The sequence below is a fragment of the Variovorax sp. Sphag1AA genome, from assembly GCF_014192575.1.
Classification (GTDB): Bacteria; Pseudomonadota; Gammaproteobacteria; order Burkholderiales; family Burkholderiaceae_C; genus Variovorax.
This window is the reverse complement of the sequence record NZ_JACHYC010000005.1, coordinates 288,646-300,513: the sequence shown is the minus strand read 5'-3', so window position 1 is coordinate 300,513 and position 11,868 is coordinate 288,646. Positions and strand designations below refer to the sequence as shown.

Annotated in this window: 11 protein-coding genes; 9 read left to right on the top strand and 2 right to left on the bottom strand. The window is 65.4% G+C overall.

Features of this window, described 5'->3' with window-relative positions; translation table 11 throughout:
• The first annotated feature begins 3 nt into the window (after nucleotides 1-3).
• From FHW64_RS20945 to FHW64_RS20915, 7 genes are all read left to right on the top strand, one after another.
• Nucleotides 4-438, top strand: coding sequence for a DUF2147 domain-containing protein (locus FHW64_RS20945; protein WP_184529784.1), 435 nt, complete (start codon nucleotides 4-6; stop codon nucleotides 436-438).
• A 33-nt stretch (nucleotides 439-471) separates the two neighbouring features.
• Nucleotides 472-2,871 (top strand): 3-hydroxyacyl-CoA dehydrogenase/enoyl-CoA hydratase family protein, encoded by a 2,400-nt coding sequence (locus FHW64_RS20940; RefSeq protein WP_184529782.1) that lies wholly within the window; start codon nucleotides 472-474, stop codon nucleotides 2,869-2,871.
• A gap of 11 nt (nucleotides 2,872-2,882) precedes the next feature.
• Complete coding sequence (locus tag FHW64_RS20935) at nucleotides 2,883-4,082, top strand: acetyl-CoA C-acyltransferase (RefSeq protein WP_184529781.1); 1,200 nt, start codon at nucleotides 2,883-2,885, stop codon at nucleotides 4,080-4,082.
• 78 nt (nucleotides 4,083-4,160) lie between these two features.
• Complete coding sequence (locus tag FHW64_RS20930) at nucleotides 4,161-4,994, top strand: acyl-CoA thioesterase II (RefSeq protein WP_184529779.1); 834 nt, start codon at nucleotides 4,161-4,163, stop codon at nucleotides 4,992-4,994.
• Between the two features lie 4 nt (nucleotides 4,995-4,998).
• The gene (locus tag FHW64_RS20925; RefSeq protein ID WP_184529777.1) at nucleotides 4,999-5,745 is read left to right on the top strand and encodes an SDR family oxidoreductase; all 747 of its coding nucleotides are present in this window, start codon (nucleotides 4,999-5,001) and stop codon (nucleotides 5,743-5,745) included.
• Between the two features lie 12 nt (nucleotides 5,746-5,757).
• A complete protein-coding gene (locus FHW64_RS20920; protein ID WP_184529775.1) occupies nucleotides 5,758-6,351 on the top strand; it encodes a 2-hydroxychromene-2-carboxylate isomerase in 594 nt (197 codons plus the stop codon).
• A 27-nt stretch (nucleotides 6,352-6,378) separates the two neighbouring features.
• Entirely contained in the window at nucleotides 6,379-7,143 is a 765-nt protein-coding gene (locus FHW64_RS20915; protein ID WP_184529773.1) for an enoyl-CoA hydratase, read from the top strand.
• 5 nt (nucleotides 7,144-7,148) lie between these two features.
• On the opposite strand, the gene FHW64_RS20910 is transcribed toward FHW64_RS20915, so the two are convergent.
• On the bottom strand, nucleotides 7,149-7,568 hold the full coding sequence (locus FHW64_RS20910; protein ID WP_184529771.1) for an acyl-CoA thioesterase: 420 nt from the start codon (nucleotides 7,566-7,568) through the stop codon (nucleotides 7,149-7,151).
• Nucleotides 7,569-7,608: 40 nt separating this feature from the next.
• Here FHW64_RS20910 and FHW64_RS20905 point away from each other — a divergent pair, with 40 nt between their 5' ends.
• Both FHW64_RS20905 and FHW64_RS20900 read left to right on the top strand, forming a co-directional pair.
• The gene (locus FHW64_RS20905; protein WP_184529769.1) at nucleotides 7,609-9,441 is read left to right on the top strand and encodes an ABC transporter ATP-binding protein/permease; all 1,833 of its coding nucleotides are present in this window, start codon (nucleotides 7,609-7,611) and stop codon (nucleotides 9,439-9,441) included.
• A gap of 23 nt (nucleotides 9,442-9,464) precedes the next feature.
• On the top strand, nucleotides 9,465-10,403 hold the full coding sequence (locus FHW64_RS20900; RefSeq protein ID WP_184529767.1) for a 2-hydroxyacid dehydrogenase: 939 nt from the start codon (nucleotides 9,465-9,467) through the stop codon (nucleotides 10,401-10,403).
• Here the strand turns inward: FHW64_RS20900 and FHW64_RS20895 are convergent.
• Nucleotides 10,400-11,854, bottom strand: coding sequence for an amidase (locus FHW64_RS20895; RefSeq protein WP_184529765.1), 1,455 nt, complete (start codon nucleotides 11,852-11,854; stop codon nucleotides 10,400-10,402). The genes FHW64_RS20900 and FHW64_RS20895 overlap by 4 nt on opposite strands.
• Nucleotides 11,855-11,868: the final 14 nt, after the last annotated feature.

The window sequence follows — 11,868 nt, the reverse complement described above, 5'->3', positions numbered from 1 at the left end:
GCCATGAAGTCCTTGCTCGCATCGATCCTCCTGCTCGCCGGCAGTGCGTCGGCGATGGCGCAGATGAGCCCCGTGGGGCTCTGGCGCAGCGTCGACGACAAGACCGGCGAATCGAAGGCCGAGATCCGCATCGCCGAATCGGGCGGCGGGTTGCAGGGCCGCATCGAGAAGACGCTCCGCAAGGATGCGAAGCCCGATGCAGCCTGCGACGAGTGCACCGACGACCGCAAGGGCAAGCCCATGGTCGGCCTCGACATCATCCGCGGCGGCAAGAAGGCCGAGGGCAAGGACGTCTGGGAAGGCGGAAAGATCCTCGACCCCGAGAACGGCAAGGAGTACCGCGCGAGCTTCACCCCTATCGAAGGCGGCAAGAAGCTGGAGGTCCGAGGCTATCTAGGCCCCTTCTGGCGCACCCAAACCTGGAACCGCGTGCAGTGAGCGCGGCCCATCAATCCAAGTAGCAAACACACCATGTCCAGATTCCAAGTGAAAAAGGTCGCCGTGCTCGGCGCCGGCGTGATGGGCGCGCAGATCGCGGCGCATCTCGTCAACGTGCGCGTGCCGGTCGTGCTGTTCGACCTTCCGGCCAAGGAAGGCCCGAAGAACGGCATCGTCAGCCGCGCCATCGACAACCTCAAGAAGCTCAAGCCCGCACCGCTCGGCGACGTCGCCGACGCTGGGCTGATCGAACAGGCCAACTACGAAGACGATCTCGCCAAGCTCGGCGAATGCGACCTGGTGATCGAAGCGATCGCCGAGCGCATGGACTGGAAGCTCGATCTCTACAAGAAGATCGCGCCCCATGTCGCGAGCCACGCGATCCTGGCCTCGAACACCTCGGGGCTGTCGATCACCAAGCTCAGCGAGGCGCTGCCGGAGTCGCTCAAGCCACGCTTCTGCGGCATCCACTTCTTCAACCCGCCGCGCTACATGTTCCTGGTCGAGCTGATCAACACGCCGACCACCCAGCCGCAGGTGCTCGACCAGCTCGAAGCCTTCGTGACCAGCACGCTCGGCAAGGGCGTGGTGCGCGCGCACGACACGCCCAACTTCATCGCCAACCGCGTCGGCATCGCCGGCATGCTGGCGACGCTGAAGGAAGTCGAGAAGTTCGGTCTCACGCCCGACGTGGTGGACGACCTCACCGGCAAGAAGCTGGGCCGCGCGAGCTCGGGCACCTTCCGCACTGCGGACGTAGTCGGCCTCGACACCATGGCGCACGTCATCAAGACGCTGCAGGACAACCTCGACGAGAAGACCGATCCGTTCTATCCCAACTTCGCGACGCCGCCGGTGCTCGCCAAGCTGCTCGAACTCGGCAACCTTGGCCAGAAGACCAAGGCCGGCTTCTTCAAGAAGGCAGGGCGCGACATCCTGCGCTTCGACCTCGCGAAGGGCGAGTACGTGCCTTCGGGCGAGAAGGCCGACGAGGTCTACGGCCGCATGCTCAAGAAGCCGGCCGGCGAACGCCTGAAGCTGCTGCGCGAGAGCGAAGGCGCGCAAGGGCAGTTCCTGTGGGCGATCCTGCGCGACAGCTTCCACTACGCAGCAGTGCATCTCGCGACCATCGCTGAAAGCGCGCGCGACATCGACTTCGCGATGCGCTGGGGCTTCGGCATGAAGCAGGGCCCGTTCGAACTCTGGCAGGAAGCCGGATGGAAGCAGGTCGCGACCTGGATCCAGGAAGACATCGACAGCGGCAAGGCCCTGTCGAGCGCGCCGCTGCCGAAGTGGGTCTTCGAAGGCCCGGTGGCCGAAGCCGGTGGTGTGCATACGCCGCAAGGCTCGTGGAGCGCATCGGGCAACGCCTTCGTGCCGCAGCGCCGTCTGCCGGTGCACGAGCGCCAACTCTTCCCCGAGAGCGTGCTCGGTGCGAACGCGCTCGATGCCAACAAGGCCGGCACGACGATCCAGGACGAAGGCGAAGTGCGCGTCTGGACGCTCGACGGCGAAGTGCTGATCGCGAGCATCCATTCGAAGATGCATGCCATCAGCCCCGACGTGGCCGAAGGCCTCTCCGCCGCGGTCGATCTGGCGGAGAAGGAATACAAGGGCCTCGTGATCTGGTCGCCTGACGAGATGTTCTCGGTCGGCGCCGACCTGCAGGCGATGCTGCCGGCCTTCGTGGTCGCGGGCATTGGCGCGGTCGAAGCGGCGGAAGAAGAGCTGCAGAAGGTCATGCTCAAGATCCGCTACGCCAACGTGCCGGTCATCTCCGCAGTGCGCGGCATGGCACTGGGCGGTGGCTGCGAGCTTGCAGTTCACTCCGCCAAGCGCGTTGCCGCGATGGAAAGCTACATCGGCCTCGTCGAAGTCGGCGTGGGCCTGATCCCCGGCGCCGGCGGCCTGACCTACATCGCGCGCCGTGCTGCTGAAGCCGCTTCGGCATCGACCGGCACCGACATCCTTCCCTTCCTCACCGAAGGCTTCACCGCCGCGGCAATGGCAAAGGTTGGCACCGGTGCACTCGATTCGAAGAAGCTCGGCTACCTGCTGGATAGCGACGTGATCGTGCCGAACAAGGACGAACTGCTCTACGTCGCGCTGCAGCAGGCCAAGGCGATGGCCGATGCCGGCTGGCGTCCGCCGCTGCGCCGCCAGTTCAAGGTGGCCGGCCGCAGCGGTGCCGCGACGATCAAGGGCCAGCTCGTCAACATGCGTGACGGCGGCTTCATCAGCCAGCACGACTTCCACATCGCGAGCCTGATCGCGGAAGTCGTCACTGGCGGTGACGTCGACGCCGGATCGCTGGTCACGGAAGAGTATTTGATGACGCTCGAGCGCAAGGCGTTCTGCTCGCTCATCGTGCATCCCAAGACGCAAGAGCGAATCATGGGAATGCTCAGCACCGGCAAGCCTGTGCGCAACTAAGGACACACACCATGAGCAAGCAAATTCAAGACGCTTACATCGTCTCTGCCACCCGCACGCCGATCGGCAAGTCGCATCGCGGCTACTTCCGCAACTACCGTCCGGACGACCTGCTCGCGACCACGCTGAAGTCGGCGCTCGCGGCGGTGCCGAACCTCGACCCGAAGGTGATCGAGGACATCATCTGCGGCTGCGCGATCCCCGAAGCGCAGCAGGGCCTGAACGTCGCGCGCATCGGCGCGGTGCTTGCGGGCTTGCCGACCAGCGTCGGTGGCATCACGGTCAACCGCTTCTGCGCTTCGGGCCTCTCTGCAGTGCAGATGGCGGCCGATCGCATCCGTGTCGGCGAAGCCGAAGTGATGATCGCGGCCGGCGTGGAAAGCATGAGCATGGTGCCGATGATGGGCAACTCGCCATCACTGTCGCCGTCGATCTTCGAGCGCGACGGTGATGTCGGCATCGCCTACGGCATGGGCCTCACGGCCGAGAAGGTGGCGCAGCAATGGAAGGTGAGCCGCGACGCGCAGGATGCCTTCGCTCTGCAATCGCACCAGCGTGCGCTCGCCGCGCAGCAGGCCGGCGAATTCGCGGCCGAAATCACGCCGATCGAAGTGACGGACCGCATTCCCAATCTGGAGACCGGTGAAGTCATCAGCAAGACGCGCACCGTCAACCTCGACGAAGGCGCGCGCCCTGACACCACGATCGAAGGCCTCGCCAAGCTGCGCACCGTGTTCGCTGCGCGCGGCACCGTCACCGCTGGCAACAGCTCGCAGACCTCCGACGGCGCCGGCGCGCTGATCATTGCGAGCGAGAAGGCCTGCAAGCAGTTCGACCTGAAGCCGCTCGCGCGCTTTGTCAGCTTTGCGAGCAAGGGCGTGCCGCCGCACATCATGGGCATCGGTCCGATCGAAGCGATCCCGGCTGCGCTGCGCTATGCGGGCCTCACGCAGGACCAGATCGACTGGATCGAACTCAACGAAGCCTTCGCCGCGCAATCGCTAGCGGTGATGAACACGCTGGGCCTTGATCCGGCCAAGGTCAACCCGATGGGCGGCGCGATCGCGCTGGGCCATCCGCTGGGTGCGACCGGTGCGATCCGTTCAGCCACCGTGGTGCATGCCCTGCAGCGCAAGAAGCTGAAGTACGGCATGGTCACGATGTGCGTGGGCATGGGCCAAGGCGCTGCGGGCATCTTCGAGCGCGTCTGATCTTTCAGGGTTTGTGAGCAGGCGCGGCGTCTCCAAGACGACTGCGCCGCTCTTTGTCACGGAGGCACACTGAGCGCCATGAAGACAACGCATCCCCTCGACAAGACCCTCGCGCTGGTGCACAGCGACATCCGGGCGGGGCATTTCACCGGCAACATGGGCCAAGAGTACTGGAACATGGTCGGGCCGTTCGGCGGCACGACGGCGGCGATCATGCTGCAGTCCGTGCTGAAACACCCCGACCTGCTCGGCGACCCTGTGGCGTTGACCGTGAACTACGCCGCCGCCGTGGGCGCCGGGGAGTTCGAAGTCCAGGCGACCCCGATCCGTACGAACCGGTCGACGCAGCACTGGACCATCACCATGTCGCAGGCGGATGCGGAAGGCCATCTCCGGGTCACGACGACCGGCACGGCAGTCACGGCGATTCGCCGCGAGACATGGGGTGCGAACGATCTCCCCATGCCTGAAGTTCCATCGCCCGAGGCGGTTCCGCGCCTTTCCATCGGACCGAAGGGCGTGGCGTGGCTTCAGCGCTATGAGATGCGCCCCGTCAGCGGCACGCTTCCGACGAAATGGGACGGGAGCGGCGACCACAGCGAAACGCTCATGTGGCTGCGCGACGATCCGGTTCGCCCTCTCGACTTCGCATCGCTCGCTGCACTGAGCGACACCTTCTACCCGCGCGTCTGGCTCAGGCGCGCCACGGCGGTGCCGATCGGCACGGTGTCGATCACCACCTACTTCCACACCGATGCCTCGTTGCTCGCGCAGGTTGGCAATGGTTACCTGCTCGGCCGCGCAACAGGACAACAATTCAGCAACGGCTACTTCGATCAGGCTGCGCAGCTGTGGAGCGAAACAGGCGCGCTGCTCGTGACCAGCAACCAGATCGTCTACTTCAAGGAGTGAAGCGATGGCATCCACCAAGGCGGCACTGATCGTCGGCGCGGGCGACGCGACGGGCGGGGCGATCGCGCGCAGGTTCGCTCGCGGCGGCTACGCCACATGCGTCACGCGCCGCAGCCTCGACAAGCTCCAGCCGCTGGTCGCGCAGATCGAGGCCGAAGGCGGCAAGGCGCACGCCTTCGCGAGCGATGCACGCAAGGAGGAAGAAGTCGTCGCGCTAGTCGAGCAGATCGAAGCGAACATCGGCCCGATCGAAGTGCTGGTGTTCAACATCGGCGCGAACGTGCCCGAGAGCATCCTGACCGAATCCGCGCGCAAGTACTTCAAGGTCTGGGAGATGGCCTGCTTCTCGGGCTTCCTGAACGGGCGTGAGGTCGCGAAGCGCATGGTGGCGCGCGAACTGCCCGAGGGCGCCCATCGCGGCACGATCATCTTCACCGGCGCGACTGCGTCATTGCGCGGCGGCGCGAACTTCGGCGCGTTCTCCGGCGCGAAGATGGCGTTGCGCGCGCTCGCGCAGAGCATGGCGCGCGAGCTCGGCCCACGCGGCATCCATGTCGCGCACTCGATCATCGACGGCGCGATCGACACGGAATTCATCCGCAGCAACTTCCCCGAGCGCTATGCGATGAAGTCGCAGGATGGCATCCTCAACCCCGAGCACATCGCCGATGCCTACTGGATGCTGCATTCGCAGCCGCGCGATGCCTGGACCCACGAGCTCGACCTGCGCCCGTGGTCCGAGAAGTTCTGAGGAGACAACCCCATGACGAAATCGGTCGAGTTCTACTTCGACTTCGGAAGCCCCGCTTCGTACCTCGCCGCCACGCAGCTGCCGCGGCTGTGTGAGGAGGCGGGCGCCGAACTGGCCTGGAAGCCGATGCTGCTTGGCGGCGTGTTCCAGGCGACCGGCAACCACTCGCCGGCGACGATCCCTGCCAAGGGGCCGTACATGATGAAGGACCTGGCACGCTTCGCGCGGCGCTACGGCGTGGCCTTTCAGTTCAACCCGAGCTTCCCGATCAACACGCTGCTGTTGATGCGCGGCGCCATCGGCATCCAGCTGCACGAGCCCGCGCGCTTCCCGGCCTACGTCGATGCGATGTACCGCGCCATGTGGGTCGAGCCGCGCAACCTGAACGATCCCGCGACAGTGGGTGCAGTGCTGCAGGAATCCGGCTTCGATCCCGCGAAAATGATCGCCCTGGCCAGTGCCCCGGATGTGAAAGACCGCCTCAAGGTGGCCACGCAGGAGGCGGTGGAGCGCGGCGTGTTCGGCGCGCCGACCATGTTCGTCGGCAAGCAGATGTTCTGGGGCCAGGACCGACTTGATTTCGTGCGCGAGGCGCTTGCCGCCTGAGCGCTTCTTTTTTTGCAAGGACTCACCATGAGCGACATCCTCGTCCACACCGAAGCCGGTGTGATGACCATCACCTTCAACCGCGTCGACAAGAAGAACTCGATCACGAGCGCGATGTACGCCGAACTCGCCGATGCGCTGGCGAAGGCCGAGCAGGACAGTGCGGTGCGCACCGTGCTGATCCAGGGCGACGCCACCATCTTCAGCGCGGGCAATGACATCGGGGACTTCCTCAACGCCCCGCCGTCCACGGAAGAATCACCGGTGTTTCGTTTTCTGCGCGGCATCGCGGGCTTCCCGAAGCCGATCGTCGCGGCGGTCTGCGGCCCGGCGGTGGGCATCGGCACCACGCTGCTGTTCCATTGCGACCTCGTCTATGCGGGCGACAACGCGGCGTTCTCGATGCCTTTCGTGAACCTGGGTCTGTGCCCCGAAGCGGCGTCGAGCCTTCTGGTGCCGCAGATGTTCGGCTATCACCGTGCGGCAGAAGCACTCCTGCTGGGCGATCCGTTCATGGCCGAGGCGGCGCTTGAGATCGGCTTCGTCAATCGCGTGGTGCCGCCGACCGAATGCAACGCGATCGCTCAGGCCCAGGCCCGCAAGCTCGCGGCCAAGCCGCTGAGTGCCCTGATCGAGACGAAGCGTTTGATGAAGAAGTCGCAGCAGCCGGCCGTGCTGGAGCGCATGGGCGAGGAAGGCAAGAGCTTCGGCCGCATGCTGCGCGAACCGGCCGCGCGCGAGGCCTTCACGGCCTTCATGGAAAAGCGCAAGCCGGATTTCTCGAAGGTCTGATCAGGCTAGCCTGCTATCGGACGCGGGCGGCCGTTGTCGTCGATGGCAACGTAGGTGAAGGTGGCTTCGGTCACCTTGATGTACTCGCCTTGCGAGTGGAAGCGCTCGGCGAACACCTCGACCGTGACCGTGATCGAGGTGCGCCCGATCTTCACCAGCTTCGAATAGAACGACAGGATGTCGCCTAGTCGCACCGGCTGCTTGAAGACGAATTCATTGACCGCGACCGTCGCCATGCGACCTTTGGCGAAGCGCGCAGGAATCACCGAGCCGGCGAGGTCGCACTGCGCCATGACCCAGCCGCCGAAGATGTCGCCGTTGGCATTGCAGTCGGCCGGCATCGGGATGACTTTGAGCACCAGCTCCATGTCGGCGGGGAGGCTCTTGAGCGTGGCGGCCACGTTGGCACTGGAAGAAGCGGACATGGGCACAATCTGGTGAAACAAAACCCCACGATTGTCCCCCATGCGCCGCAGCGGCGAAGCCATTTCATCCCCCCATAACGTATCTGCAGGTGAGCCCGCGCGGAGCGACCGCTCCGACTGGGCGACGCTCCGACGGCTGTTTCCCTATCTCTGGCACTACAAATGGCGCGTCCTCGCGGCCCTGTCCTTCATGGTCGGCGCCAAGGTCGCGAACGTCGGCGTGCCGGTGCTGCTCAAGAATCTGGTCGATGCGATGTCGATCAAGCCCGGCAGCGCGGCGTCGCTGCTCGTGGTGCCGGTCGGGCTGTTGCTGGCCTACGGACTGCTGCGGCTTTCGACTTCGGTCTTCAATGAGCTGCGTGAACTGGTCTTTGCCAAGGCAACGGAAGGTGCGGCGCGCAGGATATCGCTGGAGGTGTTCCGCCACCTGCATGCGCTGAGCCTGCGGTTTCATCTGGAGCGCCAGACAGGCGGCATGACCCGAGACATTGAGCGCGGCACCCGCGGCGTTCATTCGCTGATCTCGATGTCGCTCTACAGCATCGTGCCGACGATCATCGAGCTGACGCTGGTGCTCACCGTGCTCGGCGTCAAGTTCGATGCGGCCTTCGTCTGGATCACGCTGGCCGCGCTGGTGCTCTACATCACCTTCACCGTGACGGTGACCGAGTGGCGCACCCAGTTCCGAAAGACGATGAACGAGCTCGACACGATGGCGCAAAGCCGCGCGGTCGATTCGCTGCTCAACTACGAAACGGTCAAGTACTTCAACAACGAGGACTTCGAGGCCACACGGTACGACGCAAGCCTGGAGCGCTACCGTAGGGCCGCGGTCAAGAGCCAGACCACGCTGAGCATGCTCAACACCGGCCAGCAGGTCCTCATCGCGATCAGCCTCGTCGCGATGCTCTACCGTGCGACAGAGGGCGTGGTCGACGGGCGCATGACGCTGGGCGATCTCGTGATGGTCAACGCCTTCATGATCCAGCTCTACATTCCGCTGAACTTCCTCGGTGTGATCTATCGCGAGATCAAGCAGAGCCTGACGGACCTCGACAAGATGTTCCTGCTGCTCGAAAAGGAGCGCGAGGTGCGCGACGCACCTGGTGCGCGTCCGTTGGCGGGAATGGATTCGACGGTGCGCTTCGAGAACGTGAGCTTCGCCTATGAAGCCGCGCGGCCGATCCTCAAGAACGTGAGCTTCGAGATTCCGGCGGGCAAGACCGTTGCGGTCGTCGGACCGTCCGGCTCGGGCAAATCCACGATGGCCCGATTGCTCTACCGCTTCTACGACGTGCAGCAGGGCCGCATCACCATCGGCGGCGAGGACATCCGCAAGGTCACCCAGTCGAGCGTGCGGCAGGCGATCGGCATCGTGCCGCAGGACACGGTGCTCTTCAACGACACGATCGAGTTCAACATCGCCTACGGCCGCCCCGGTTCGAGCCGTGAAGAAGTCGAAGAGGCCGCACGCGCCGCGCGGATTCATGACTTCATCGCGCATACGCCCAAGGGCTACGACACGATGGTCGGCGAGCGCGGGCTGAAGCTCTCGGGCGGGGAGAAGCAGCGCGTGGCGATCGCGCGTACGCTGCTGAAGAACCCGCCGATCGTGATCTTCGACGAGGCGACGTCGGCGCTGGATTCAGCGAACGAGCGGGCGATCCAGGCCGAGCTCAAGAGCGCAGCGCGCAACAAGACCACGCTGGTGATCGCGCACCGCCTCTCGACGGTTGTCGATGCGCACGAGATCCTCGTGCTCGAGAGCGGCGTGATCGTCGAGCGCGGCACGCATGCCGAGCTGCTTGCCAGCCAGGGCAAGTACGCGCAGATGTGGAGATTGCAGAAGCTCGAGGCGGAGCCGGTGCTTTGATTTCTTTTTGAGGAGTTGTTCGAATGTCCGGGAAGATCCCACTTTTGGTATTGAGCAGTCTTTCGAGTGCGCATCGGGCGCAGGTCGCGGAGGTCTATGACCTGACCTACGCACCGACGCCCGCCGAGCGCGCAGCCGCCATCGCCGAGCATGGCGCGAAGTACCGGGCGGTGCTGACCATTGGTGTGGTCGGCCTCACGGCGGAAGAGATGGCGGCAATGCCCAAGCTCGAACTGGTGTGCGCCATGGGCGCCGGCTATGAACTCATCGCGCTGGAGGCTGCGCGCTCGCGGGGCATCGTGACTGCAAACGGCGCCGGCACGAATGACGACTGCGTCGCTGACCACGCCTTCGGCTTGCTGATCGGCACCGTGCGACGCATTCGCACGCTCGACCGTCTGTGCCGCGAAGGCGTCTGGCGCGAGGAGATCCCGCAGCCCCCGAATGTCTCGGGCAAGAAGCTCGGCATCCTCGGGCTCGGCACCATCGGGCAGAAGATCGCCAAGCGCGCCGCGGGTTTCGACATGGAGGTCGGCTATCACAACCGCAAGCCGCGCGAAGGCTCGGCGCATCGCTATTTCGACAGCCTGGAGGTGCTGGCCCAGTGGGCCGACGTGCTGGTGGTGGCGACGCCCGGCGGCTCGGGCACGAAGCATCTGGTCAACGCCAGAGTGCTCGATGCGATTGGGCCGCAAGGCTATCTGGTGAACATCTCGCGCGGCAGCGTCGTCGACACGCTCGCGCTGGCGGAGGCGCTGCGCTCAGGTCGCATTGCCGGTGCAGGGCTCGATGTGTATGAGAGCGAGCCCCATCGGCCCGAGCCGCTGATCGGTCTCGACAACGTCTTGCTCACGCCGCACATGGCCGGGTGGTCGCCCGAGGCGACCCAGGCGTCGGTGAACCGGTTCATGGCGAACGCCGAAGGCCACTTCGCCGGCCGCGGCGTCGTGTCGCCGATCTAGGCGGGCAGTTCGTCGAGCACGGGCGGGTGGACGTCGCGCCACTCGCAGGACTTGTCGTAGGCACTACCCAGTCGCAATACCTCGAGGTCGCCGTGGATCGGCCCTGCCAGCTGGAGACCCATCGGCAGGCCGCCGTCACCGAATCCGGCACGCAGGTTGAGCGTGGGCAGCCCGGCCAGCGTGAAGGGGGTCACGATCTCCATCCAGCGGTGATAGGTGTCGCTCGCCACGTCGCCGACCTTGTCGGGCCATGGCAGCTGCGCATCGAAGGGGAAGACCTGTGCCGTCGGCGCAGCCACGAAATCGAAGGTCTCGAACACGCGCACGAAGGCGCGGAAGACATTCGATCGGTACACCGTTGCCCGATAGATGGCCGCCGCATCGAGCTTCAGGCTCTGTTCGACTTCCCATTGCGCCTCGGGCTTGAGTCGCTTGCGCAGGGCCGGATCGGCATACACCGCGCCCAGCTTGCCGCCGACCAGCATCTGCCGCAGATGCAGCCAGGCGGTCCAGTTCTGCTCGCGCGGCACATCGAGTTCGCACGGTTCCACGACGCAGCCGAGGTCGCTGAAGGTCTTCAATGCGCGCTCGCACAACTCGCGCACGCCGGGCGCCAGCGGCAGGTCCGGCCAGATGCTGCCGAGCCAGCCGATGCGCAGGCCCTTCGTGTCGCCTTTGAGCTGCAGCGCATCCGGCGCGGGCAGGCCGCCCGGAAGCGAGAGCGGCACGCGCCGATCAAAACCCGCCTGCACCGAAAGCAGTCGGGCGGCGTCCTCGACGGTGCGGGCCATCGGGCCTTCACTGCCCAGTTGCTGGAAGAACAGCTCCTCGTCCGGCGAGCCTGGCACGCGGCCCCGGGAGGGGCGAAAGCCGATCACGTTGTTGAACGCGGCCGGATTGCGCAGCGATCCCATCATGTCGCTGCCATCGGCCACCGGCAGCATGCCGAGCGCCAGTGCGACCGCGGCACCGCCGCTGCTGCCGCCCGCGCTTTTCGTCGGGTCGAAGGCATTCAGGGTGGTGCCGAACACCGTGTTGTAGGTGTGCGAGCCGAGGCCGAATTCGGGGGTGTTCGTCTTGCCGATCACGATGGCGCCAGCGTTTCGTGCGCGAGCGACGTGCAGGCTGTCCGCGCGCGCCGGTGTACGTGGAGCGAGTGGGGAGCCCATCGACGTCGGCAGCCCGGCTGCGTGGCTCAGGTCCTTCACCGCGAGCGGGAATCCGTGCATCCACCCGAGGCGCTCGCCGCGCGCGAGCTGTGCATCGCGCTCATCGGCCTCGGCCAGCGATTGCGCTGGATCGCGCAAGGAAACGATCGCGTTGAAACGCGGATTGAGCGCTTCGATCCGCGCCAGAGTGGCGGTCATCAGCTCGCGGCATGACACTTCGCGTGCCGCGATGCGACGGGACAGGGTGGTGGCGTCAAGGGCGAGCAGGTCGGCGGAGCGCATGGCGGGAGTATGTC

What these genes read in the sequence shown, in the direction of transcription:
- FHW64_RS20945 (WP_184529784.1), top strand. Translation starts at nt 4, where the DNA reads ATGAAGTCCTTGCTCGCATCGATCCTCCTGCTCGCCGGCAGTGCGTCG.
- FHW64_RS20940 (WP_184529782.1), top strand. Translation starts at nt 472, where the DNA reads ATGTCCAGATTCCAAGTGAAAAAGGTCGCCGTGCTCGGCGCCGGCGTG.
- FHW64_RS20935 (WP_184529781.1), top strand. Translation starts at nt 2,883, where the DNA reads ATGAGCAAGCAAATTCAAGACGCTTACATCGTCTCTGCCACCCGCACG.
- FHW64_RS20930 (WP_184529779.1), top strand. Translation starts at nt 4,161, where the DNA reads ATGAAGACAACGCATCCCCTCGACAAGACCCTCGCGCTGGTGCACAGC.
- FHW64_RS20925 (WP_184529777.1), top strand. Translation starts at nt 4,999, where the DNA reads ATGGCATCCACCAAGGCGGCACTGATCGTCGGCGCGGGCGACGCGACG.
- FHW64_RS20920 (WP_184529775.1), top strand. Translation starts at nt 5,758, where the DNA reads ATGACGAAATCGGTCGAGTTCTACTTCGACTTCGGAAGCCCCGCTTCG.
- FHW64_RS20915 (WP_184529773.1), top strand. Translation starts at nt 6,379, where the DNA reads ATGAGCGACATCCTCGTCCACACCGAAGCCGGTGTGATGACCATCACC.
- FHW64_RS20910 (WP_184529771.1), bottom strand. Translation starts at nt 7,568, where the DNA reads ATGTCCGCTTCTTCCAGTGCCAACGTGGCCGCCACGCTCAAGAGCCTC.
- FHW64_RS20905 (WP_184529769.1), top strand. Translation starts at nt 7,609, where the DNA reads ATGCGCCGCAGCGGCGAAGCCATTTCATCCCCCCATAACGTATCTGCA.
- FHW64_RS20900 (WP_184529767.1), top strand. Translation starts at nt 9,465, where the DNA reads ATGTCCGGGAAGATCCCACTTTTGGTATTGAGCAGTCTTTCGAGTGCG.
- FHW64_RS20895 (WP_184529765.1), bottom strand. Translation starts at nt 11,854, where the DNA reads ATGCGCTCCGCCGACCTGCTCGCCCTTGACGCCACCACCCTGTCCCGT.